The following is a 23,685-nucleotide window of genomic DNA, read 5'->3' on the forward strand; positions in this document are numbered from 1 at the left end:
GCTAGGGTCTACTCCATGGCTGACACTTCCGTTCCCCCGACATCCCCGCTGGAGCATGTCCTGGACTTCATCCGGGTCCTCGAGGCGGGTGGCGGGTCGGCGGAGATCCGGCCGTTCCTGTCGGATTCGTTCGTGCTGACCGAGGCACCGCATCTGTTGGCTCCTGAGGGCGCCACCCGGACACTGGCGGGGGTCCTTGCCGGCGCGGACCAAAGCCGCCAGGTGGTGAAGGACCAGCAGTTCATCGTACGGCGCACCACCTGTGAAGGCGGCCGGGTGGTGGTGGAGGCCGACTGGTCCGCCACGGTACTGATGGACCTCCGGTACTGGGACCGCGGCGAGACCATCCGAGCCAGGACGGCCTCGGTCTTTGAGGTGAACGGCGGCGTGATCGTGAGCCAGGACAGCTACGACTGCTATTTCCGGTAACCTGCCCGCCCCCGGGCTAGTGCATGGTGAAGCGCCTGGCAGCCCACCGGTTCACGGCCGGTATTGCGGCCGCGGCGCCAATGGCGGCGGTGCGAATTCCCAGGAGCCGTGACGGCAGCGGCCTGCCCAGCATCATGTTTACTTCCGCCTGCCGGCGGGCCAGCACTGCGGCCTTCTGCCGGCTCTTTTCGAACTCCCTGAACTCCCTGCCGGTCGGCTTGCCAGCCAGGGCCGCGCAGACCACCGGCAACAGTTCCTTGGCATCCAGCCAGCCCAGGTTCATACCCTGGCCTCCAATCGGGCTGATCTCATGCGCTGCATCTCCCAGCAGCACCGACCGTCCCATGACGGTGCGGCGCGCAATGGTGGACCGCACACTGAAGGCGCTCAGCATGGAATTCGAGGCCGCATCAGGAAGGAAACCGGTCCGGCAGCGGACCAGTTCCGCCAGCTCCTGTGGACCTGCCGCCGGTCCCGCGGGTTGTCCCAGCCGGACCACCCAGCGGCGCACGCCGCCGGGCAACGGGAAGGATTCAACAATTCCTTCGGGTTCCAGGAATAGGACCGCTTTGTGTCCGTAGTGCGTACCGTCGTCGAAATCCCCCATGAGGTAGTGATCCGGGTAGGTCGTGCTGTACACCGGCACCTGCAACGCTCCACGCAGCCGGGACCTGGCACCGTCAGCCACCACGAGCAGAGCTGCTGTGGCGCTGCGGTGCGTGGCACCTGAGCCGGACTCGACCTCCACAGTGACGTTGCCGCCGTCGTCCCTCACCGTGGTGACGTTGGCACCCCTGATGATCGCGCCGGGATCCAGGGCAGTGACCCGATCTTCGAGAAGCTGCTCCGTACGGAACTGCGGGAGCGCCAGCACAAAGGGGAAATCCTTTGATACGGCGCCGAACTCCATGGTCCCCACGGTCTTCCCGCCGCTGACCGCCAAGCCGGTGCTGATGCGGATGCCCTCCTGCACCATGGATCCAGCCACCCCAATCACGGCAAGTGCTTGCAGGGCCGGAGGGTGGATGCCGATGGCACGGGTGTGCCGGTTCCGCGTTTGCCGCTGCTCAAAAACCTTGACCGAGACCCCTTCCTGCAGCAGCGCCGCAGCCAGGTACAGGCCCACAGGACCTCCGCCTGCGATTAGAACCTCTGCGTCCACGGTCAGCCCCTGCGGTAGGTCAGGACCTGGTGAAATGCCGATGACCGCTCCACCGACCAGCCCGGCGGAGCGGCGGCAGCCAATTCGGCGGGCCGGTAGCTCCGGCGGATGGAGGTGAGGCCGTCCTGGCGGATGAAGGAGTGGCGGAAGGGGAGTGCGGCAACGCTGAAGAGGGCAAAAGCGGTGGGGCTTCGAACAAGGTCGTTGTGCAGCGCCTTCCTGGATGCCAGGATTTCCGAGTCCGCCAACAGTTGCCGCAGCTCTTCGGATCCCAGGTGGTGCAGCATGTGGTTGGAAATCACGACGTCGAACGCCGCACCCTCCCGGACGAGTTCTCCACTGTGGGCCTGGCGGAACTCAACGCCCGGTACGGGCGGCCGACGCCTGGCAAAGCCGGCCGCGCGGGGATCGGGGTCGATGCCGGTGATTTGCACTGTCATACCGTCCCGGGCGGCCCAGCGGGCCAGCATGACCGCCAGGTCTCCGCCACCGCAGCCGATGTCCAGGACGGTCAGCGGCCCCCGGTCCGGCCGTTTCAGGTTGCGCAACTCCCTGGTGTACAGCCGGCGCCAGCCGGACAGGACGCGGTTGATGATGCCGAACTGCCGGTAGGTGTTGTCCAGGAGCCGGGGGTCACAGTCGGGGTGATCCATTTGCTCAACGTCGCCGGCGGCGCGCCGGCTAAGCAGGATGTCCATTGTTGTGGAGGCCCGGTCAGGCAAGCGTGGCCTCGGTTGCCCGGTTGTCCTGGAGCAGGGCTTCTTCCCCGGCAGCGTCCATCCGGGCAGGGTTTGCCGACCCGCCGGTCAGCTGCCGCAGCTTTGTGAACAGGCCCGTTTCCACGGTCAGGCCCGGGCCAAAGGCCATGGAACAGATCCGTTCATCCCCTTGCTGGAGGGGCTGTTCCAGGATGTGTTTGAGGACGAAGAGCACGGTGGCGCTGCTCATGTTTCCGAAATTTCGCAGGGTCTCCCGGGCGGGCACCAGTTGCGTGTGGCTGAGGCCGAGCCGGGACTGCACCTTATCCAGGATGCTGCGTCCGCCGGGGTGGATGGCCCAGTGGGGGATGGCGGTGTAGGGGAGTGCCGCCAGCTCCGGTTCCCTGGCCAGAAGCGGTTGCAGCGCATCCACGATGTGGTCGTCAATGATGTGCGGCACGTAGTTGCCAAGCACCATCTCGAAGCCGTTGTCGCCGATGTTCCAGGCCATGGAGTCCTCGCCGACCGGCGTCAGGACAGTCTCGAAGTGGTCCAGCTTCAGCAGTGCGGTGTCCTCGGCGCCTGGCCGGGCCGTGACGACGGCGGCTGCCGCACCATCAGCGAACAGGGCGGAGCCCATGATGGGTCCGGGTTGTTGGAGGTGCGCACGTGCAGGGAGCACAGTTCAGCGCAGACAACCAGGACGACGGCGTTGGGATCCGCCTCACAGAACAGCTTTGCGGCGCGGAGCGCGGGGAAAGCCGCGTAACAGCCCATGAAACCCAGGTGGTAGCGCTGGACAGCAGGGCTGAGGCCAAGTTCGCGGACAACCTTATAGTCGGGTCCCGGGTTGAAGAAGCCGGTGCAGGAAACGGTGACGAGGTGAGTTATGTCAAGTAAATCGATTTCAGGGGCGGCTTCCAGGGCAGCGCGGGAAGCCTCCACGAACAGTTTTGTGGCTTCGCGGGCGAAAATGTCGTTGCGGACCTTGGTGCTGGGGTTCAGCAGCAGGCCGGTTTCCTGGTCATAGAACTGGGGGTTTTCGGAGCGGCCCGTGGTGGTCAGTTCCTCGACGGCGGTGAACCTCGTCTCGATGGCTGCACCGTCAAAGCAGGTGTTGACCAACCGCGAACCCAAACGGGACAAGCCTGGCTGGGCCGCAAACACATCGCGGGCTTCGGACTGGATCAGCTTTGTCGTCGGAACTGCAGTTTCAAGTGAACGCACGTAGACCGTCATTGATTCATTCTTGACGGGTGCCCTGATAAAGACAATGGCTCTGCGTCCTGACCAGCGCTTTCATTGCTGGAATTACGGCCAGTGTTGCTTGCTGTGGAACCCCGTCCGGATCCCTTACCAAAGCGCCGATAATCTACATTATGTCAAGTAATGCTGATGAGGCTGTGCCGGGCTGGTCAGTGACGCCGTTGTATCGAGGCGCCCACCACGGCTCCGAGTCCGAGCCCCAGTGCAAAGCCCCAGAACGGCGACTGAAATAAGGCCAGCCCCAGGCTTATCCCCAAGGCGGCGCCAACCAGGCTGCAAATCCACAAGGCTTTGTTCACTATGTCTCCAGTAGGGCTGGGCTGACCTTGATTCCTGCTGTGACCCTACTGCACCCCAATCCCCTACGCGGGCAGAAACGGGGAGTCCGGCATGGAAGTTGGGTAGCTCCCACCCATGCGCGCTGCAGCCGGGCGTCCTAACCTTTTGGACATGGCGGCAGGCCGGCCGGGCCAGCCGCGGGCGCGGTGAAGAGGTCCCCGGACCTTTTTCTTGTTCATGCAGACGGCGACGGCGCCCCGGTACTCCTTTCATTCCCAAGGACGTCCCATGCAGGAACTCCTCCGCCCGCAGGCATGCACCCATTCCGCCGGCACCTGCCCAGGATGCCGTTCCCGGATGCGCGAGGATGCGCTGCAACAGGCACCAGGAAGGCCCATCATCCTTCTGCGCCCCGCGCCCGTCAGGGTCCGGTCCCTCGCGGCAACTGCCGTCGCCTACACCGTAACCGACGTGCTCGTTGAATGGGACGGAGACGGCGGATACCACCTCCGTTGGGAGGCGAGCTGGCTTGTGCGCCGGTGTGCGCCGCAGCAGACAACGGCGCGGCAGGGCCTGTCTTGACTCCCCCAGGCCTTTCCGGCCGGGGACCAGGGGGTGCCGCCCCTGCCGTAGGTAGGTAACACCTAATAAATCATTCAGGTACCCCTTACGCGTGTTTGCGCCGGAACGCCAAACCTATCCTCAATGCCAGGACGACGGTCCATTCGGCTGTTGTCGCTGGTCAAAGCCGGTTTGGCCTGCCCAACGGCAGGCGCAGACCACCGGATCCTTGCAGCAGCTCGAGGAGCAGTCGACCAGCCCCTTTCGGGCGCAATCGACGACGCTTTGCAGGTTCCAGGCAGGGGGCTCCGATGACAAACCTCTCCCCCCACTTACCAGCCGTCCAGCCACCTGTGTTCTTCGACGCCAGCGGAACCCGCTGGCCGCGCCTTTTAAACGTCCTGCTGGCAGCGGGGCTGACCACCATCCTGGTGCTCGGCGCGGTGCTGCCCGCCGCTACCGCGCCCCTGCAGCAGGGCCCGTTGAACCAGTCCCCCGATTATCCCCGCCAGCTGCTTGCGGAGGAGGACGTGAAGGACATTCCCCGCGTCGGATACGAGCAGGGCAACGAAATTTTCCACCGGATAGACCTGGTGGAAAGACGGGACGGCATCGATTTGCTGAAGGACCCCTTCAGCAACCAGGTCTGGCGGGAGGCAACAGCGGAGGAAGCCGCCGCCATAGGTGACAAACCGTACGTGGTGGAGGCGTACGGCCTCCCGCCGGACCATACCCTGATGCTGACCTTCGATGACGGGCCCGACCCGCGCTTTACGCCCCAAATCCTGGACCTTCTGTCACGCGAAGGAGTCCCTGCCACCTTTTTCGCGGTAGGTGAAAACGTCGTGGAAAACCCGGATATCTTCCGCCGGATGGTCCGCGAAGGCCACATGGTAGGGAACCACACCATGAGCCACATCGACTTTTGGGCACACGATGATGCCTACAACAGGCAGGAAATCATCGGAGAGGACCGGGTGCTGCGGGCCGCGGACAACTACGCCTCACGGCTGTTCCGGATTCCAACGGGTAATCCGGAAAACAACACCCTTGCCCTGCTCCAGGCACAGCAGCTGGGCTACCTTCACGTGAATATGGACCTGGATACCAGGGACTGGGAGTACACGCCGGGTACCCCGGTCCCTCCCCCGGACCTGGACGGCCTGGGCCACGTCATGCTGGTGCACGACGGTGGTGGGGACAGGACGGCGACCATCGAGATGCTGAAAAAATTCATCCCTGAAGCAAAAGCCCAGGGCTATCGGTTCACCACCCTGGAGCCCATGCTGCCGGCCGGATTCGTCCCCCAGCGCAGCGTCACTGCAGGCCTTCAGGACAACCTGACGCTTGGAGCCCTCACCGCATATCTGGTTACTCCCAACGTGGTGATGAACTGGCTGTTCTGGTTCGGGGTCGGCTCTCTGACCATCCTCACCTTCCTGTTCGTTGTCCTTGCCCTCGTCAGCAATGCGCGGCAGAAGAGACGGAAGTGGAACCTTCCCCACGCCAAGGACTGGCCGTTCGTCAGCGTGATCCTGCCGGTCTTCAACGAGGAGCCCGTGGTCACCAAAACACTCGACGCCCTCAGGGCCAGCGATTATCCGCGCTTCGAAGTGGTTGCGGTCAATGACGGGTCCACGGATGGCACACTCGCCGTCCTGACCGATTACGCCCACAGCTGGCCGCAGCTGCGCGTTTTCAGCCAGCCCAACAGCGGCAAGCCCGCGGCAAGCAATTACGGCATTTCCGAGTCGGATGGGCAAGTCATCGTGACCCTGGACGGTGACACCCTGTTCGAACCCCAAACCATCAGGATGCTGACCCGTCATTTCATGGTTCCTCCGGGGGAAAAGGAAGTAGGCGCAGTCGCCGGGCACGTGAAGGTGGGAAACCGGCGAAACCTCGTCGCCTGCTGGCAAAGCCTGGAATACCTGTCGGGCATCTGCGTTACCCGAATGGCAGAGGGTCTCCTGGGAGCCATCTCCATTGTCCCGGGCGCCTGCGCGGGATGGCGCAAGGAGGCATTGGTCAAAGCAGGAGGTTACCCGGCCACAACCCTCGCAGAAGACGCTGATCTCACGCTCTCCCTGCAGAAACTGGGCTACAGCATCGTCCAGGAGAACGAAGCAGTGGCTTGGACCGAGGCTCCGCTCACGCTCAGGGGCTTGTTCAAGCAGCGCCTGAGATGGACTTACGGCAACATCCAGACGCTCTACAAGCACCGCTCCATGTTGTTCAACCCCAAGTTCGGCGCACTGGGCATGCTGACCATGCCCTACGCGTTGATCTCGGTCCTGGTCCCGCTGGTCTTCATGCCCCTGGCTGTTGCCGTGGCGGTCCTAAGCCTCGCACGGGGTGAATGGCAGGCCATCGCCCTGTTCGCCGCCTTCGTGACCGCGACGCATATGGTCGTCTCCGTAGTGGCCGTCCTGATGGTCCACGAAAGTCCACTGCATCTGTTCATCGTGCCCTTCTACCGGATCATCTACGAACCCCTGCGTGCCTACGTCATCTTCGGCTCAGCCATCCGTGCACTGAGGGGATCCGCCGTTGGCTGGTACAAGCCCCAGCGGAGCAACAGCGCAGCGCTGCCGTCCGCCCCGGCAGACCGCCGGCCTCTGCCTCAGACCTCCGCCTGGGGAAGCGGATGAAAAACTTCCGAGACGCCGGTTTCTGGACCCCGGTCCTTCTTTGCGCCACCTTGGCCTTCGCCGGCTGCAGCGGTGGACCGACGGACGGTACAGGGCCCGGCAGCGGAATTGCCCCGGAAAAGCCCAACCCTGGATGGTTCGGAGGATACCTCGACGTCACACTCCCCCAAGGTCCCGAACTGCGGAATGCCGCTGAGGGAAGGACCACGACTGTTCTTTCTTTTATCACTGCGGACCCGGGAAGGCCGTGCACTCCGTCCTGGGGTGGAACCCTGGGCTTGGAGGAGGCCGGGACAAAGTTGCAGCTCGACGCCAAAATCCGGAATTTCCGTGCCGAAGGCAACGACATCGCCGTCTCCTTCGGTGGTCAGGCCGGGCAGGAATTGGCCGCTGGGTGCCAGGACATCGGTGCTCTTGCAGATGCCTATCAAAGTGTTATCGCCCGGTACGCACTGGACGTTGTGGATTTGGACGTGGAGGGACAGGCGGCCGGGTCCGGAGCGGCCAGGCTCAGGGCACAGGCTTTCGCCAAGCTCCAGGCGGGAAGGCCACCGGGACGTCCCCTTCGGGTCTGGCTCACGTTGCCTGTCACAAGGGACGGACTAGACAGCGCCGGAAAGAACAGCGTGGAGGCAATGCTTACCGCCGGAGTTGATTTGGCAGGGGTCAACATCATGACAATGAATTTCGGTCAGCTCCGGAACGGCGAAAGCATCCTCTCGGCCTCGGAGCTTGCCGCGGAGGCTACCTATCGGGACCTGGAGCAGTTGTACTCCACGGCCGGCATGCCCAAGGAAGGCGGGAAGATGTGGAGGAACATCGGGCTCACTCCCACTATTGGAGAGAACGATACCGAGGCCAATGTGTTCACACTGCAGGATGCCGCCGGAATGACCAGCTTCGCCCGCGACCGGAACCTGGGCCGCATTTCCTTTTGGTCCCTCACCAGGGACGCGACCTGTAATGCAGGGGTGGAGGACGAGCAGCGGCCGTCCAGCTCCTGCAGCGGCATCGACCAGGACGCCGGCGACTTCGCCAGGATCCTCAGCAATGGCTTCACGGGCAGCAGTTGATTATGATGCCGCGGACGGGGAACAACTCTGGAAACCAGGTTTCAAGGGGTAAAGGCAACGGGCGGGTGGGAAGGCTTCCACTGGCCGCGGCAACTGCCTGCTGCATTGCGCTCGCGGCCAACGCCTGCACGGACAACCCTTCCCATGGCGGGGATGAGTCAATCAGGACGGACGTCTTCGTCACCGCCTACACCTGGTTCGACAACACACCTCCCGGGTCCACGGTGATCAGCCATCCTGTGCTGCACAAAGCAGCCGGGGGAACCGGGACGTACGCCGATCCGGTGACCATCGCCGTCGGGCATTCCCGGAAGACCGGCCAGGATGTCCTGGACATTCCTTCCGGCACCCGGATTTACCTGCCGGACGTCCGCCGCTACTTCATCGTGGAGGACACGTGTGGCGACGGACCCAAACCGGAGGAAGGCCCCTGCCACACAGGTGCCGAAAAATACGGGGAAGCGACGCTCTGGATCGACATGTGGATCGGCGGCAAGGGTGAGGCCCAGTCCTTTGTGCGCAACTGTGCGCGAAAGGCCACGGGGGTCAGTACGGCCATCTTCAACCCGAAGGACAACTACCAGGTGGCTTCCGGCCACGGCGTCATCCACGACGGCACCTGCGACACGGGCTATGGACAGAAAGCCGCTGCCAAGTGACCTCCGCTACGGGGGCGGGAATACTCCCAGGAGGGGCGGCTAAGCTCGAATCCATGAGTTCGTTGAAAACGAAGCCGGCAAAGACAGCTTCCGCAAAAGTAGTCCTGGCGGCGGCAGCAGCTGACATCGTGTTGATTCTCGCGTTCGCCGCGATAGGCCGGGACGCGCACCACCGCGAGCAGCCCGTCCTGGGGGTCCTCCTCACCGCGTGGCCCTTCCTCGCCGGCGCAGCCGCGGGATGGGTAATCGCCAGGGTGTGGCGGAGCCCCTTATCCGTCCTGCGGGCGGGCGTTCCAGTTTGGCTGGGCAGCCTGGTGGGAGGAATGATCCTGAGGGCCCTGACAGCGCAGACGGTGGTGATTCCCTTCGTCATCGTGGCCACGCTGGCCCTTGCCGTCTTCCTGGTGGGACACCGCCTGCTGATCACCGCGGCTGCAAAGCTGCGCGGCAGATAAGCGGCGGCAGCCGGGGAAACGCCGGCCGTGTAATAGGCTGGCAGCAGAGAAGAAACCTGCCGGGCCCTGCTGCGGCGGAACTGATTGAAGGGGTGCAAACGTGGTTACCGCATTTGTTCTGATCAAGACTGACGCCGCCCGCATTCCCGAGACGGCGGAGGAGATCTCCGCCATCGAAGGCATCAGCGAGGTCTACTCGGTTACCGGGGAATGGGACCTGATCGCCGTCGCGCGCGTACACCGGCACGAGGATCTGGCGGACGTCATCGCCGACCGGCTCTCAAAGGTTCCCGCCGTGGTCCACACCACCACCCATATCGCGTTCCGTGCCTACTCCCAGCACGACCTGGACGCGGCCTTTTCCTTGGGCTTCGAGCAGTAGGCCCTGACCGCGGCCCTTGCCGGACTAAGCGCGGGACAGGGACACCCAGCGGTCCAGCACGGCGGCGGCGGCACCGGAATCAATTGACTGTGCTGCACGGGCAAATGCCTTCTGCATCCGGCCCAGGAATGGGCCCTCCGCGGCCAGGTCGAACGCAACCAGGCCGGCCGCGGCATTGACCAGGACCGCGTCCCTGGCAGGACCCTCCTTGCCCGCAAGCACGTCACGCACGACTCCCGCGTTGGCAGCTGCGTCGCCGCCCCGGAGCTGTTCCACGGTAGCCAGGCTGATGCCGAGGTCCTCCGGCGAGAAACGGAGTTCGGTCACGGCGCCATTCCGGATCTCCCAGACCGTGGAAGGGCCGGTGGTGGTCAGTTCATCCAGCCCGTCATTCCCACGGAAAACCAAGCCCCTGCTCCCCCTCCGGGCCAGGACGCCCGCCACGAGGGGTGCCATCCGCTCGTTGGCGACGCCGACAGCCGAAGCCTGCACGTTGGCCGGGTTTGTCAGCGGCCCCAGGAAGTTGAATGCCGTTGGTATCGCCAGCTCGCGGCGGGGTACGGCGGTATGGCGGAAGGAGGGGTGGAACACCTGAGCAAAACAGAACGTGATTCCAGCCTCTTCCGCGTTCCGGGCCACCCGGGCAATGGACAGGTCAAGACGGACGCCGAGCGCTTCAAGCACGTCAGCAGACCCGGACGACGACGACGCGGCCCGGTTGCCATGCTTCACCACCTTCGCACCGGCGCCGGCAGCGACGAGGGCGGCCATGGTGGAGATGTTGACGGTGTTAAGTTGGTCACCACCGGTCCCGACGATGTCGAGCTTTTCGCCGGAAATTTCCACCGGGTTGGCGTGGGAAAGCATCGCTTCGACCAGGCCGGAAAGCTCATCCACCGTCTCACCCTTGGCGCTCAGGGCCACCAGGAATCCGGCAATCTGGGCAGGCGTGGCCTCGCCGGACATGATGGTGTCCATGGCCCAGGAGGTGTTCTCCGCCGAGAGGTCGGACCCCTTGATCAGTGCGGAGATCAGGCGGGGCCAGGTGTTGTCGGACGCTGCGGATGCCAGTGAAGTCACCTGCTGATGCTATCGAGCGATGGCAGGCGCTGACCAATGTGAACGGTGCCGGGAACTTTTCCCGGCAATTTCGCGCGTTTGTAGAAAAAGTGCTCCGAAAAGGCGGTTTGCGTTGGGCAGCACGGACTTTTACAGACATAATGTCTATGTGACATCTGCGACCCATGCCCCCAGTACCCCGGCGCACCCCACGCTGAACCGCCCCAATATGGTTTCTGTCGGAACCGTTGTGTGGCTGTCCAGCGAGTTGATGTTCTTCGCCGGTCTCTTCGCCATGTACTTCACACTGCGCTCCACGAGTGGTCAGATGTGGGCGGAAGAGACAGCCAAGCTCAACTTCCCCTTTGCGCTCGTCAACACGATCGTCCTCGTGGCCAGTTCCTTTACTTGCCAGATGGGCGTCTTCGCCGCAGAGCGGCTGCAGCCCCGGCGTGCCGGAGGTGCGCTGCAGTTCGCCCGCTGGGGAATGAACGAATGGTTCACCCTGACGTTCCTCATGGGCGCGTTCTTCGTCGCCGGCCAGACCACCGAATACGCCATGCTGGTCTCCGAGCACGTCTCGCTCTCCTCCAACGCCTACGGCTCAGCGTTCTACATGACCACCGGCTTCCACGGCCTCCACGTCATCGGCGGCCTGATTGCCTTCCTGCTCATCATGGGCCGGTCCTTCGCTGCGAAGAAGTTCGGACATTTCGAAGCAACGTCCGCAATCGTCACCTCTTACTACTGGCACTTCGTGGACGTCGTGTGGATCGGCCTCTTCCTGGTCATCTACGTACTCAAGTAGCCAGCTTTGATTCTTTTTCTACAAGAGGCAGAATTTCAGGTAGCGGCTCCCGGAGCCGGCGCAGGATCGAATAAAGGAACCACCACGTGAAGGCACTCTCCCAAAAGCGGCGTCACCCACTTGCAGCGATCGCGCTGCTCCTGATGGGGCTCCTGATTACGGGTGGGCTGTACGCCGTAGCGACCTCGATGAACGAGGCCAAGGCGAGCACCACCACCGCAAGCGCAAGCGACGCGGAGGAAGGCGGCAAGCTCTTCGCCGCCAACTGCGCCACCTGCCACGGCATGGGTGCCAGTGGATCCAAGGACGGCCCCTCGCTGGTGGGTGTCGGTGCCGCAGCTGTTGACTTCCAGGTCGGTACCGGCCGCATGCCCATGCAGATGAACGGCCCCCAGGCCATGAAGAAGCCGGTCCAGTTCAACGACCAGCAGATCCACCAGCTTTCAGCCTATGTTGCTTCCCTGGGAGCCGGCCCGGCAATTCCTTCGGAGGACCTGACAAACGGTGGCGGCGATGCAGCCGCCGGTGGCGAGCTCTTCCGTACCAACTGCGCCATGTGCCACAACGCTGCCGCCGCGGGCGGTGCCCTGACCCAGGGTAAGTTTGCTCCCGCCCTGGCGGATGTCAGCGGCAAGCACATCTACGAGGCCATGGCCACGGGCCCGCAGAACATGCCGGTGTTCAACGACGCCAACATCACGCCTGAAGGCAAGAAGGACATCATCACCTTCCTGAAGCAGATCGAGACCACCGGTTCGCCGGGCGGTGCGAACCTGGGCTCCCTCGGCCCGGTCGCCGAAGGCCTGTTCGTCTGGGTTGCCGGCCTCGGCGTCATCATCGCCTTCACCATTTGGCTGACCTCCAGGACGTCCTGACCTTCCGCAGGAAGAACAAACTTCTGCTGCCCAGTCAGCAGCTTGATATTAGAAACTAACCCGGCAACAGCCGGGACGAGAGAAGGATGAGGCGAATTATGGGCAACCATAGTGACGGCAGTCCGAACCACTCGGGCACCGTAGCTACGGCTGGTCAGAATGAGGTGGAGAGGTTCCAGGATCCTGGAATTCCCCCGCATCGTTTGCGCCTGGCTGACACGGACCCGAAGGCCGCAAAGCGGGCAGAACGGCAGGTCGCCTTACTGTTTGGCATTTCTGTTGTTGGAACCCTGATCTTCCTGGTGGCGTACTTCGCCATCGATCTGGGCAACGATTCCAGCATTGCCACTATCCGGCTCCAGAATGCCCTGCTCGGTGTAGGCACTGCCTTCGCCATGCTGGGTATCGGTACCGGCATCGTGCACTGGGCCAAGGCCCTTATGCCCGATCACGAGGTCTCCGAGGAACGCCACGCAATCCGTTACGAGGAAGACCGCCAGGCTGCGGTCCGCATCGTTGACGACATCGTGGAAGAGACCGGCATCAAGCGCCGTCCGCTGATCCGCAACACCCTCCTGGGTGCCGTTGCGCTGGCTCCGCTTCCCGCTGTCGCCATCTTTGGTGACCTGGGACCCCGGCCTGACGACAAGCTCGCTCACACCATGTGGGCACCCCAGGACGGAAAGCTGAAGCGCCTCACCCGCGACCCCGATGGAACTCCCATCAAAGCCGCGGACGTTACCATCGGTTCCGCTTTCCACGTGATCCCTGAGGGTCTGAACGAGTTGCAGGAGGGCAAGCTCAACGAGAAGGCAAAAGCCGTTGTGCTCCTCATGCGCCTCGATCCTGCTTCCCTGAACCCTTCCAAGGGCCGCGAAAACTGGGGTTACAACGGCATCGTTGCCTACTCAAAGATCTGCACCCACGTTGGTTGCCCTGTTGCTCTGTACGAGCAGCAGACGCACCACCTGCTGTGCCCGTGCCACCAGTCCACCTTTGACCTCACGCAGGAGTGCAAGGTGATCTTCGGCCCCGCCAGCCGTCCTCTCCCCCAGCTGCCCATCGCAGTTGATGACGAGGGGTACCTCGTCGCTACCAGCGACTTCCATGAACCCGTAGGACCAAGTTACTGGGAGCGTGATGAGCATGAGCGCAACATCAACAGCTGAACCCGCTTTCGTCGCCAAAACCAAGACAGGCCGGTTTACCGACTTTGTTGATTCGCGTGTCGGCGGCTCCGGAATCCTCCGCGAATTCGGCCGTAAGGTCTTCCCCGACCACTGGTCATTCATGTTCGGCGAAGTGGCCCTGTACTCCTTCGTCATCCTGTTGCTGTCGGGCACCTTCCTGACGTTCTTTTTCGATCCGTCCATGGCGGAAACGCACTATGACGGCGGCTACGTTCCCCTCAAGGGAGTGGAAATGTCGGTGGCGTACAGCTCGTCGCTGAACATCTCCTTCGACATCCGCGGCGGCCTCTTCATGCGCCAGGTTCACCACTGGGCCGCCCTGCTGTTCGTGGCGTCCATCGCGGTCCACATGCTCAGGGTCTTCTTCACCGGCGCATTCCGGCGCCCGCGTGAAATGAACTGGGTTGTGGGCAGTGTCCTGCTGATCCTGGCCATGGCGGCTGGATTCACTGGCTACTCCCTCCCCGATGACCTGCTGTCCGGTAACGGCCTGCGAATCATCGACGGTGTTATTAAGTCGATCCCGGTTATCGGAACCTACATCTCGTTCTTCCTGTTCGGCGGGGAGTTCCCGGGAACGGCCATCATCAGCCGCCTGTACATGCTGCACATCCTGCTGGTGCCGGCGCTGATCCTGCTGATGATCGTCCTGCACCTGTTCATGGTCGTCGTCCACAAGCACACGCAGTATCCCGGCCCGGGCCGCAACGACAACAACGTTGTCGGCTACCCGCTCGGCCCTGTGTACGCAGCCAAGGCCGGTGGATTCTTCTTCATCGTCTTCGGTGTGATTGCCCTGATGGCGGCGTTCTTCACCATCAACCCGATCTGGAACTACGGCCCCTACGACCCCTCACCGGTGTCGGCAGGTACCCAGCCTGACTGGTACATCGGCTTCGTTGACGGCGCCCTCCGCCTGATGCCGGGTAACCCGTACGGCTGGCACGTCGAACAGGTCTGGTTCGGCCACGTGTTCACATTCAACGTTCTCCTGCCCGCCCTGGTGCCGGCCGGCATCCTGTTTACGGTGATGTTCACCTACCCGTGGATCGAACGGTGGATCACCAAGGACGACCGTGAACACCACGTACTGGACCGTCCGCGCAACGCCCCGACCCGGACGGCCATCGGCGTAGCAGGTTTCATCTGGTACTGCGTCATGTGGGCGGCTGCAGGTTCCGACCTCATCGCCACCCACTTCCACGTGTCGCTGAACGATGTCACCTACTGGCTCCGCGCACTGTTCTTCATCGGCCCCATCATCGGCTTCATCGTCGCCAAGCGCGTCGCACTCGCACTGCAGCGCAAGGACCGCGAGATCGCCCTCCACGGCCGGGAGACGGGCCGCATCGTTCGGCTCCCGCACGGTGAGTTCATCGAGGTCCACGCCCCGCTGGATGAGTACAAGCGCTACAAGCTGGTTGGTTTCGAGTCGCCCCAGGTTATTCCGGCCATTCCCAACGAACACGGCGTAGTCACCAGCAAGGAAAAGCGCCGCGCGTTCCTCTCTCGCTGGTTCTTCGAAGACCGCGTTGCCCCTGCAACGCCTGCTGAGCTGGAGGCGGCCCATGGCCACGGCCACGAAGCTGTTGAAGCCGCAGAGGGAAGCAAGAGCCTGACACACTAGCTCCTGACGCACACAGGAAAGGCCCGATCCATTATGGATCGGGCCTTTCGTGTTTAACACGCCGCTGCAGTGGCGCCAGCCGGATTCACCAGCGCCAAATCCGGGCGTACCTAGTGGTTGCGCGCCCTCCGTGCCCCGGGGCGCTGGAGAGGCACCCAGAGCTTGTAGCGGTCCGCCCGGTAGTACGAGACCGAGTAGTCCACCATGGCCCGTGCCACGAACGCATGGCGCTGGATCTTCAACAGGGGCGCCCCCACCTCAACGTTCAGCAGCCTGGCCGTGGAGGGCGACGCTGCCGTGGCCTCGATCATGTCCTCCCCCCACTCCATGACCAGGCCAAACTGCTCGCTGAGGACGTTATACAGCGAGGTCGGCGGCTCGCCGTCGAGCAGGCCGGGGACCCGGTGCGCCGGGATGAAGTTCTCGTCCACGCTCATGGGCTCCCCGTCAGCCAGGAGGAGCCGGCGGAACCGGACCAGCGGAGTGCCTTCATCAAGCTGCAGCTCGCGTGCAAGGAAGGCGCTGGCGCCAATCTGCTCGAAACTCAGCACCTTGGCCGCCGGAACCATGCCGCGCCGCTGCATCTCTTCGCTATAGGACGTGAGCTTCACCTGCAGGTCCAGTTTCGGCCGGCGGACGAATGTGCCCAGGCCGACCACACGCTCGATGACCTCCTCCCCCACCAGGGCGTCAATGGCCTGCCGTACGGTCATCCGCGCCAGTCCAAAGCGTTCGGCAAGGTCGCGTTCGGATGGAAGTGCCGAGCCCGGCGGGCAGGACTGCGCGATATAGGTCCGCAGGATCTCGCGAAGTTGAATGTAGATGGCGGTTCCGTTGGTGCGGTCAATCTCCCCCGCTATCGCCGTGGCGCCAGCTGCCATGTTCTATCTCCTGCCGTTGGGTTTGCAGTCAATTTTAGGACGGGCTAGACCACCTGCTGTACCACTTTGCTCTCCCGGTCGCGCACCGCGCCGGGCGCCGGATATATTTGGTCAGGAAATTTTACCGACAGACGGATGGGGCCGTCGTTTGACGTAGGAGTCGCTTTGCCAATACAGAAGGCCGTGGTGGCTGCGCCTGTGGGCCTGCATGCACGTTCCGCCGCGGTATTCGTCCGTGCGGTGACCGACACTGGGCTGCCGGTCACTATCAGCAAGGCGGGCGCCGGCGAGGTGGACGCGCGGTCCCTGCTTCAGGTGATGACTGCTGACTTTCCGCAGGGCTGCGAGGTTGAACTCGCGGTCAGCGAGACTATGCTGGGCAGCGATCTGAGCCGGCAGAAAGCCGAGGAAGCCCTCCGGGAGCTGCGGGCGCTGTTGGAGTCCCAGGGAAGCGCCTGAGGCGCTTTAGGACATGGATAACGACGTCGGGCCCCACCGAAAGGTGGGGCCCGACGTCGTTATTCCGTTGCTTGTTTAGTGCGCGTGGTCTCCGCGGCTGTATTCGTAGACCCAGCCTACGAGGGCCACGACGGCGATGCCGCCAGCGATCGCGATGATCCAGGGGCCAAGTGCCAGGCCCGCGAAACCGGTGGCGCAGGCGATGCCCAGAACCAGGGGCCACCAGCTCCAGGGGCTGAAGTGCCCCTGTTCGCCGGCGCCCTCATGGATTTCAGCATCGCTGCGGTCCTCAGGGCGCAGGCCTACGCGGCGGCCGGTAAAGCCGAGGTAGGCGCCGATCATGCCGGCGAGGCCGCCGACGAGGAGGATGCCCAGGATGCCGACCCACTCGCCCCAGCTGGTCAGGAAGCCATAGATGATCGAGATGGGCAGGAAGAAGAAAACTCCGGAGCCAAAGATCCAGGATTCAATTTTCACTGTGCGGTGTCCTTCTGGTCGGCGTTGCCGAGCACCCCTGCTGCAGGAGCCGGCGACTCAACGGTGTGGACCTGGCGGAGTTCCGGGTGGTGCAGGTCCAGGGCGGGACGCTCCGAACGGATCCGGGGCAGGGACGTGAAGTTGTGGCGCGGCGGCGGGCAGGACGTGGCCCACTCCAGCGAAGCGCCGAAGCCCCACGGATCATCAACCTGGACCTTTTCAGCACTGCGCCAGGTGATGTAGACGTTCCAGAAGAACGGGATCAGGGATGCACCCAGGACGAACGATGCAATGGTTGAGAACTGGTTCATCCACGTGAAGTTGTCCTCAACGAGGTAGTCGGCGTAGCGGCGGGGCATGCCCTCGACGCCCAGCCAGTGCTGGATCAGGAAGGTGCCGTGGAAGCCGAGGAACAGGAGCCAGAAGTGGATCTTGCCCAGGCGCTCGTTGAGCATCTTGCCGGTCCACTTGGGCCACCAGAAGTAGAACCCGGCGAACATGGCGAACACCACCGTGCCGAACACCACGTAGTGGAAGTGCGCCACCACGAAGTAGGAGTCCGAGACGTGGAAGTCCAGCGGCGGGGACGCCAGGATGATGCCGGTCAGGCCGCCGAAGAGGAACGTGATCATGAAGCCGATGCTCCACAGCATGGGCGTCTCGAACGTCAGGGAGCCGCGCCACATGGTGCCGATCCAGTTGAAGAACTTCACGCCCGTGGGCACCGCGATGAGCATGGTCATGAACGAGAAGAACGGGAGCAGGACGGCGCCCGTGACGTACATGTGGTGGGCCCACACCGTCACCGACAGGGCGGCAATGGCGATCGTGGCGTAGACCAGGCCCTTGTAGCCGAAGATCGGCTTGCGGCTGAAGACCGGGAAGATCTCCGAGACGATGCCGAAGAACGGCAGCGCGATGATGTACACCTCGGGGTGGCCGAAGAACCAGAACAGGTGCTGCCACAGGACAGCCCCACCGTTCTCGGGGTCAAAGATGTGCGCACCGAACTTGCGGTCCGCGCCCAGGGCGAACAGTGCGGCGGCCAGCGGCGGGAAGGCCATGAGCACCAGGATGGCGGTGATCAGGGTGTTCCACGTGAAGATGGGCATCCGCCACATGGTCATGCCCGGGGCACGCATGCAGATGATGGTGGTGATGAAGTTGACGGCGCCCAGGATGGTGCCGAAGCCGGACAGCGCCAGGCCGAAGACCCACAGGTCACCGCCGATGCCGGGGGTGAACGTGGTGTTGGACAGCGGCGCGTAGGCGAACCAGCCGAAGGACGCAGCGCCCTGCGGGGTGATGAAGCCGGAAACGGCGATGGTGGAGCCGAACAGGAAGAACCAGAACGCCAAGGCGTTCAGGCGCGGGAAGGCAACGTCAGGGGCGCCGATCTGCAGCGGCATGATGACGTTGGCGAATCCGGCGAACAGCGGGGTGGCGAACATCAGCAGCATGACTGTGCCGTGCATGGTGAACAGCTGGTTGTACTGCTCTTTGGTCTGCAGGATCTGCATGCCGGGCTCGAACAGCTCGGCGCGGATCAGCAGCGCCATGACTCCGCCGAGGCAGAAGAACACGAAGGACGAGATCAGGTACATGTACCCGATGGTCTTGTGGTCGGTGGAGGTGATCCAGTTGACGACGATGCGCCCCTTGGATTTGGGTACCACGGGAGCCGGCAGGACTCCCGCAGGTGCGGACTGGGTGTACGTAGCCACGTCGCTCCCCTTACTTGGTTTCGTTCAGGTTCGGGTTGCGGTCGTACTCCACGCCGAGCAGGCCGGTGTTGCCGTCAGCCTTGAGCTGGTCCATGTGGGCCTGGAATTCAGATTCCGACACCACCTTTACGCGGAACAGCATTTCGGAGTGGTACTCGCCGCAGAGTTCGGCACACTTACCGTCGTAGGTGCCCTCTTTAGTGGGGGTGAACCGGATGTAGTTGGTCTTGCCCGGGATCATGTCGCGCTTCTGCAGGAAGGCGGGAACCCAGAAGGAGTGGATGACATCGCGCGAGTTGAGCTCAAGGTCAACGGACTTGTTGACCGGCAGGTACAGGGTGGGAAGCTGTTCCTTGTCGATGGTGTTGCCCGTGAGGTGCGCCTGGACGCCGGCCTCGTGGAGGTCTTCCTGGATGACGTTGCCGGACTTGTAGTTGAAGTCCCATGCCCACTGCTTGCCGCGGACGTCCACTACGACGTCAGCCGGCTGGGAGCGGTCATCGATGGCCTGCTGGTCACGGTCGGTGAAGTAGAAGAACACCAGGACCATGAAGATCGGGATGGTCAGGTAGAAGACCTCGAGGGGGAGGTTGAAGCTGGTCTGCCGGGGGAAGCCTACGGTTCCCTTGCGGCGGCGGTAGGCAACCAGGCACCAGATGATGAGGCCCCACGTAATGGTGCCCACCACGAGCGCAGCAATCCATGAGTTGACCCAGAGGTCCATGATGCGGTCGGTGTTGCTGGTGGTGCCACGTTCAGTGGGCATCCACCCTTTCTCTACCTCTGGCGAACATCCGGTCAAAACCAACGCGCCGGCAATTGCCAAGCTTGAGATCGTGGTGATCGTTTTGCGTCGGCTGCCGGTTCGGTTCTGCGAACTCACAGACGGCCCTTCCTACTTGTTGCTGTTGTCCGGGCAGCCAGAAAGGCGCTCCGGGCACAAAAAAGTTTTACTACTCGGTGTAGAGCTTACCGCTCCGCCGGGCGTTTCGCCCACATGTCCGCGCCGAGCCCCCGTGCCGTTTTGGACGGCAGGGAACCCGGCGCGGACATCAGGCGAAACAACCGGCTTAGTGGAATGAATCGCCGCAGGCGCAGGAGCCTCCGGCGTTCGGGTTGTCGATGGTGAAACCCTGCTTCGAGATGGTGTCTTCGAAGTCGATGCTGGCGCCGCTCAGGTACGGCACGCTCATCTTGTCGACGACGACCTCGACTCCGTAAAAGTCGCGCACGGCGTCACCATCAAGGAGCCGTTCGTCGAAGTAGAGCTGGTAGATCAGCCCTGAGCAACCGCCGGGCTGCACGGCTACGCGCAGCCGCAGGTCCGTGCGGCCTTCCTGCTCGAGGAGGCTGCGTACCTTGCCTGCAGCGACGTCGGTCAGGTTGACCTCGTGAACGGGCAGTTCGTCGCTTGCCACGGTGGTGGCGGTGCTGTTTTCGTTGGTTGCGGTGCTCATTGGCCTACCTTCTTAGGACGGTCTGGCGGCGTCGCCGGAACGGCGCCTGCCCCTACGGTTACGGTATGGGCTATAGCTACATGCTACGCGCGGCAGTCCTGTAGCTCTAACTCCTGTCGTAACCGTCAAAGCGGCCCGCTTGTTCCCTGGGAGCTTGCCCGCTCCGCTGCCCGGCACAGCGCCCTCATGCGGTGGCGGGGAGGCCTTCACTGTCCAGCCGCGCCAGCATGAGGGCCTCGGCAAGAATGGCGTTGCGGAAGTCGCCGATATGCAGGGACTCGTTGGCACTGTGCGCCCTCGAATCGGGGTCTTCCACGCCCGTAACCAGGATCTGCGCTGCCGGATACAGATCCGTGAGGTCCGCGATGAAGGGAATGGAACCGCCGATGCCGGTTTCCACGGCAGGAACGCCCCATGCCTCCCCCAGAGCCCACATGGCCACGGAGGCAGCTGCGGAGGAGGTGTCTGTCCGGAACGGGTTGCCGGCTTCCCCCGGGGTGAAGACAACCTTTGCGCCGAATGGCGCGTTGGCCTCAACGTGCCTGCGAACTGCTTCCATGGCTTCGGCCGGATCCTGCCCGGGGGCCAGGCGCAGGCTGAACTTGGCCCGCGCACGCGGAAGGAGGGTGTTGGAGGCTACATCCACCGCGGGCGCGTCGAAGCCGATGATCGACAGTGCGGGCTTGGTCCACAGCCGTGAGGCGATGCTCCCCGACCCGGCCAGGCGGACGCCGTCGAGCACGGACGCGTCGGCCCGGTAGTCTGACTCCGGCATCTCCACTGCCGCAGTGTCGGTGGCCACCAGGCCCTCGATGGCCACATTCCCGTCTGCATCGTGAAGCGTGGCGATCAGGCGCGACAGCAGCGTGGGCGCATCCAGGACCGGGCCCCCGTACATGCCGGAGTGCACCGCGTGTTCCAGGACCTGCACCTCAATGGTGCCGTCCACCAGGCCCCGCAGGCTGGTGGTCAGGGCAGGTACGCCGACTTTCCAGTTGCTGGAGTCGGCGACCACGATAACGTCGGCCCGCAGCAGTTCGCGATTGGCTTCCAGGAACGCGCGGAAGGTGGGTGAGCCTGCTTCCTCCTCCCCCTCGATGAAGAAGGTCACGCCCAGACCCAAAGCGCCGGCCAGGACCTCGGAGACAGCCGCGTAGGCGGCAACATGTGTCATGATGCCGGCTTTGTCATCAGCGGCGCCCCGGCCGAACAGGCGGCCGTCCTTCTCGATGGCATTGAACGGCTCGGTTTCCCACAGCGACTCGTCGCCCACCGGCTGGACGTCATGGTGCGCGTACAGGAGGACCGTCGGCTTTCCTTCCGCGGCCGGACGGCGGGCGACGACGGCCGGCCCACCGGGTGTGCCGTCTGCCTTGTTCACCGACAGCACCTTCACTCCGCCAAGGCCGGCGCCCCGGAGGAGTTCCGCGACGGCCTCGGCGCTGCGTTCGAGCGGCGTGCGCTCGAAACTCGGCCATGCGATTCCGGGAATGGCGACGAGCTCCTTGAGCCGTTCCAGCGTCCGGTCGAAGGAGCCGTCTACGGCAGAACGAAGATCGTCCGTCCTGGCGTTGCCCACGGGGCTGGATCCTGGGACGTCTGTGGTGCTGTGCGGGGTGGCCGCGGATGATGAGGTCATGGCCAAAACATTACCCTCGTCACATTCCGCTCCCGGCCAGGGCAGACATGGCAGCAGGCAGCGGCCGTGCTGCTGCAAGGTATTCTGGTCAGGTGTTCGGACGTAGAAAAGAAGCGCCCTCGGCGCAGCAAACAATAGACCAGCAGGCGGCGGAAGCGGCGGCGCGGCAGAACAGTGCGGTGGGCAAGGGCGCCCCTACCCCCACCCGGAAGGCCCAGGAGGCTGCCCGCAAACGCCCGCTGGTCCCCGAGGACCGCAAGGCGTCCAAGGCCGCCGAACGCCAGGCCGTGCAGGACCAGCGGCTCAAAATGCGCCGGGCCCTGGACACCGGTGACGAAAAGTTCCTGCCGCTCCGGGACAAAGGCCCGCAGAAGCGGTTTGCCCGTGACTTCGTGGACGCGCGCTTCAACCTTGGCGAGTACCTGATGTTCGGCGCCCTGGTCTTCGTGCTGGTGTCCCTGGTGGTCCCGGCCTCGAGCGACATGATGATCTACGTCCTGGGCGCATTCTGGGTGATGTTCCTGGCTGTCTTCGTGGACGTTTTTATCCTTTCCCGCAAGCTCCGCACGCGCCTTGCGGAGAAGTTCGGCGAGGTGGAGCGCGGAACCGTCTGGTACGGCTCCATGCGGTCCCTGCAGTTCCGGAAACTGCGGCTGCCCAAGCCCCAGGTTCAGCGCGGACAGTACCCCGCCTGAGCAGGCACCGACATTAAGCACAGGAAACCCGGCGGAATGACCGCCGGGTTTCCTTTTTAAGTGCCCGTTTCTTTTGGGTGCAGGTTTGCCTGGGCGCCCGAGTGTCAGGAGCGGCGGTTCTTTGCCAGTTGCCTGTTGATCCGTGCTGCCCAGAACGGACCTTCATAAAGGAATGCTGTGTAGCCCTGCACCAGGGTTGCGCCGGCGTCGAGCCTTTCCTGTACGTCCTGGGCCGACTCCACACCGCCCACCGCCACCAGTGTCAGCGAGTCGCCGGTGGCCTTCTTGAGCCGCTTGAGGACGTCGAGGGACCGCGCTTTCAGAGGGGCTCCGGACAGGCCGCCGGCACCGCACCTGGCCACCTGGTCCGCCGGCGAGGCCAGTCCCGTCCGGGCGATGGTGGTGTTGGTGGCGATGATGCCGTCCAGTTTCAGGTCCAGGGCGAGGAGCGCGACGTCGTCGATGTCCTCGTCGCTGAGGTCCGGGGCGATCTTCACCAGCAGGGGCACGTGGCGTCCGGCAGCCCGGTCAGCTTCCTGTCCCACAGCCGTCAGGAGAGGGCGGAGGGTTTCCACGTCCTGGAGCAGCCGGAGTCCCGGCGTGTTGGGGGAACTGACATTCACCACCAGGTAGTCCGCGGCCGGTGCCAGGCTGCGGGCGCTCACCAGGTAGTCGTCAACGGCGTCCGCCAGCTCCACCACCTTGGTCTTGCCAATGTTGACTCCGATGACGGGGCGCACCGCCGGGTACCGGCGCTGGAGCGCGGCGCGCGCCGCCTTCAGCCGGGGCGCAACGGCCGAGGCGCCATCGTTATTGAAACCCATCCGGTTGATGACCGCGCGGTCCTCCACCAGGCGGAACAGCCGAGGTTTCTCATTGCCCGGCTGGGCCTGGCCGGTGATGGTGCCGACTTCCACGTGGCCGAACCCAAGGTCCGTGAGGGCCTCGATGCCGAGCCCTTCCTTGTCGAAGCCGGCAGCCAGCCCGAAGGGCGAAGGAAACGTAACCCCAAAGGCAGTGGTCTGGAGGGACGGTCCCGGCGCCGTCAGCTTCTGCAGGAGCTTCCCGGCGCCTGACGCATGCGCGAGCCGGATGCCTTTGAATCCGATCTTGTGGGCGCGCTCGGCGTCCATCCATGAAAAGGCCAGCCTGAAGAAAGTGGGGTAAACGCGCATGCCT

Annotated in this window: 22 protein-coding genes and 1 pseudogene; 12 read left to right on the top strand and 11 right to left on the bottom strand. The window is 63.8% G+C overall.

Annotated elements, in window-relative coordinates:
• Positions 1 to 15: 15 nt before the first annotated feature.
• Complete coding sequence (locus tag JCQ34_RS09690; protein WP_286404238.1) at positions 16 to 429, top strand: nuclear transport factor 2 family protein; 414 nt, start codon at positions 16 to 18, stop codon at positions 427 to 429.
• Positions 430 to 445: 16 nt separating this feature from the next.
• On the opposite strand, the gene JCQ34_RS09695 is transcribed toward JCQ34_RS09690, so the two are convergent.
• The 3 genes and pseudogenes from JCQ34_RS09695 to JCQ34_RS09705 form a co-directional block, all read right to left on the bottom strand.
• On the bottom strand, positions 446 to 1,591 hold the full coding sequence (locus tag JCQ34_RS09695; protein WP_286404239.1) for an FAD-dependent oxidoreductase: 1,146 nt from the start codon (positions 1,589 to 1,591) through the stop codon (positions 446 to 448).
• 2 nt (positions 1,592 to 1,593) lie between these two features.
• Positions 1,594 to 2,289, bottom strand: coding sequence for a class I SAM-dependent methyltransferase (locus JCQ34_RS09700; protein WP_434738940.1), 696 nt, complete (start codon positions 2,287 to 2,289; stop codon positions 1,594 to 1,596).
• Positions 2,290 to 2,305: 16 nt separating this feature from the next.
• Positions 2,306 to 3,528 (bottom strand): annotated as a pseudogene (locus JCQ34_RS09705) (type III polyketide synthase).
• Positions 3,529 to 4,706: 1,178 nt separating this feature from the next.
• Between JCQ34_RS09705 and JCQ34_RS09710 the strand changes: the two are divergent.
• The 5 genes from JCQ34_RS09710 to JCQ34_RS09730 all read left to right on the top strand — a co-directional run bounded on the left by JCQ34_RS09710 (position 4,707) and on the right by JCQ34_RS09730 (position 9,615).
• Entirely contained in the window at positions 4,707 to 7,046 is a 2,340-nt protein-coding gene (locus tag JCQ34_RS09710; protein ID WP_286404243.1) for a bifunctional polysaccharide deacetylase/glycosyltransferase family 2 protein, read from the top strand.
• A gap of 674 nt (positions 7,047 to 7,720) precedes the next feature.
• Positions 7,721 to 8,119, top strand: coding sequence for a hypothetical protein (locus tag JCQ34_RS09715; RefSeq protein ID WP_286397096.1), 399 nt, complete (start codon positions 7,721 to 7,723; stop codon positions 8,117 to 8,119).
• Between the two features lie 65 nt (positions 8,120 to 8,184).
• Positions 8,185 to 8,778 carry a hypothetical protein gene (locus JCQ34_RS09720; RefSeq protein ID WP_286397099.1) on the top strand — a complete coding sequence of 198 codons (594 nt, stop codon included), beginning with the start codon at positions 8,185 to 8,187 and terminating at the stop codon, positions 8,776 to 8,778.
• A gap of 53 nt (positions 8,779 to 8,831) precedes the next feature.
• Positions 8,832 to 9,233, top strand: coding sequence for a DUF3054 domain-containing protein (locus tag JCQ34_RS09725; RefSeq protein ID WP_286397100.1), 402 nt, complete (start codon positions 8,832 to 8,834; stop codon positions 9,231 to 9,233).
• Between the two features lie 100 nt (positions 9,234 to 9,333).
• Positions 9,334 to 9,615: an Lrp/AsnC family transcriptional regulator gene (locus JCQ34_RS09730; RefSeq protein ID WP_043456257.1), complete on the top strand. Its 282-nt coding sequence runs from the start codon at positions 9,334 to 9,336 to the stop codon at positions 9,613 to 9,615.
• Positions 9,616 to 9,639: 24 nt separating this feature from the next.
• Here the strand turns inward: JCQ34_RS09730 and trpD are convergent, their stop codons facing one another.
• Positions 9,640 to 10,695 carry an anthranilate phosphoribosyltransferase gene (gene trpD, locus JCQ34_RS09735; RefSeq protein WP_286397107.1) on the bottom strand — a complete coding sequence of 352 codons (1,056 nt, stop codon included), beginning with the start codon at positions 10,693 to 10,695 and terminating at the stop codon, positions 9,640 to 9,642.
• A gap of 148 nt (positions 10,696 to 10,843) precedes the next feature.
• Between trpD and ctaE the strand changes: the two genes are divergently transcribed.
• The 4 genes from ctaE (at position 10,844) to qcrB (ending at position 15,174) form a co-directional block, all read left to right on the top strand.
• Positions 10,844 to 11,482, top strand: coding sequence for an aa3-type cytochrome oxidase subunit III (gene ctaE / locus JCQ34_RS09740; protein WP_196803315.1), 639 nt, complete (start codon positions 10,844 to 10,846; stop codon positions 11,480 to 11,482).
• 86 nt (positions 11,483 to 11,568) lie between these two features.
• Positions 11,569 to 12,357: a cytochrome bc1 complex diheme cytochrome c subunit gene (gene qcrC / locus JCQ34_RS09745; RefSeq protein ID WP_286397110.1), complete on the top strand. Its 789-nt coding sequence runs from the start codon at positions 11,569 to 11,571 to the stop codon at positions 12,355 to 12,357.
• Positions 12,358 to 12,455: 98 nt separating this feature from the next.
• Complete coding sequence (gene qcrA / locus JCQ34_RS09750) at positions 12,456 to 13,526, top strand: cytochrome bc1 complex Rieske iron-sulfur subunit (protein ID WP_142133797.1); 1,071 nt, start codon at positions 12,456 to 12,458, stop codon at positions 13,524 to 13,526.
• A complete protein-coding gene (qcrB, locus tag JCQ34_RS09755; protein ID WP_142133796.1) occupies positions 13,504 to 15,174 on the top strand; it encodes a cytochrome bc1 complex cytochrome b subunit in 1,671 nt (556 codons plus the stop codon). The genes qcrA and qcrB overlap by 23 nt, the downstream gene beginning before the upstream one ends.
• 110 nt (positions 15,175 to 15,284) lie before the next feature.
• Here the strand turns inward: qcrB and JCQ34_RS09760 are convergent, their stop codons facing one another.
• On the bottom strand, positions 15,285 to 16,055 hold the full coding sequence (locus JCQ34_RS09760) for a GntR family transcriptional regulator (protein WP_286397117.1): 771 nt from the start codon (positions 16,053 to 16,055) through the stop codon (positions 15,285 to 15,287).
• 165 nt (positions 16,056 to 16,220) lie between these two features.
• Here JCQ34_RS09760 and JCQ34_RS09765 point away from each other — a divergent pair, with 165 nt between their 5' ends.
• Positions 16,221 to 16,514 carry an HPr family phosphocarrier protein gene (locus tag JCQ34_RS09765; protein WP_286397120.1) on the top strand — a complete coding sequence of 98 codons (294 nt, stop codon included), beginning with the start codon at positions 16,221 to 16,223 and terminating at the stop codon, positions 16,512 to 16,514.
• Between the two features lie 75 nt (positions 16,515 to 16,589).
• Here JCQ34_RS09765 and JCQ34_RS09770 read toward each other — a convergent pair whose 3' ends face one another.
• The 5 genes from JCQ34_RS09770 to JCQ34_RS09790 all read right to left on the bottom strand — a co-directional run bounded on the left by JCQ34_RS09770 (position 16,590) and on the right by JCQ34_RS09790 (position 21,811).
• Positions 16,590 to 16,991 carry a cytochrome c oxidase subunit 4 gene (locus JCQ34_RS09770; protein WP_142133793.1) on the bottom strand — a complete coding sequence of 134 codons (402 nt, stop codon included), beginning with the start codon at positions 16,989 to 16,991 and terminating at the stop codon, positions 16,590 to 16,592.
• Positions 16,988 to 18,715 (bottom strand): aa3-type cytochrome oxidase subunit I, encoded by a 1,728-nt coding sequence (gene ctaD, locus JCQ34_RS09775; RefSeq protein ID WP_142133792.1) that lies wholly within the window; start codon positions 18,713 to 18,715, stop codon positions 16,988 to 16,990. Before ctaD ends, JCQ34_RS09770 begins: the two co-directional genes overlap by 4 nt.
• A gap of 10 nt (positions 18,716 to 18,725) precedes the next feature.
• Complete coding sequence (gene ctaC / locus JCQ34_RS09780; protein WP_286397125.1) at positions 18,726 to 19,598, bottom strand: aa3-type cytochrome oxidase subunit II; 873 nt, start codon at positions 19,596 to 19,598, stop codon at positions 18,726 to 18,728.
• A gap of 187 nt (positions 19,599 to 19,785) precedes the next feature.
• Positions 19,786 to 20,172 carry a HesB/IscA family protein gene (locus tag JCQ34_RS09785; protein ID WP_286397127.1) on the bottom strand — a complete coding sequence of 129 codons (387 nt, stop codon included), beginning with the start codon at positions 20,170 to 20,172 and terminating at the stop codon, positions 19,786 to 19,788.
• A gap of 184 nt (positions 20,173 to 20,356) precedes the next feature.
• A complete protein-coding gene (locus tag JCQ34_RS09790) occupies positions 20,357 to 21,811 on the bottom strand; it encodes a dipeptidase (RefSeq protein ID WP_286397129.1) in 1,455 nt (484 codons plus the stop codon).
• 92 nt (positions 21,812 to 21,903) lie between these two features.
• Between JCQ34_RS09790 and JCQ34_RS09795 the strand changes: the two genes are divergently transcribed.
• Positions 21,904 to 22,506, top strand: coding sequence for a DUF3043 domain-containing protein (locus JCQ34_RS09795; RefSeq protein WP_286397131.1), 603 nt, complete (start codon positions 21,904 to 21,906; stop codon positions 22,504 to 22,506).
• A gap of 104 nt (positions 22,507 to 22,610) precedes the next feature.
• Here JCQ34_RS09795 and JCQ34_RS09800 read toward each other — a convergent pair whose 3' ends face one another.
• Positions 22,611 to 23,681: a quinone-dependent dihydroorotate dehydrogenase gene (locus tag JCQ34_RS09800; protein WP_286397134.1), complete on the bottom strand. Its 1,071-nt coding sequence runs from the start codon at positions 23,679 to 23,681 to the stop codon at positions 22,611 to 22,613.
• Positions 23,682 to 23,685: the final 4 nt, after the last annotated feature.

This window comes from Pseudarthrobacter defluvii (assembly GCF_030323865.1).
Taxonomy (GTDB): domain Bacteria; phylum Actinomycetota; class Actinomycetes; order Actinomycetales; family Micrococcaceae; genus Arthrobacter; species Arthrobacter sedimenti.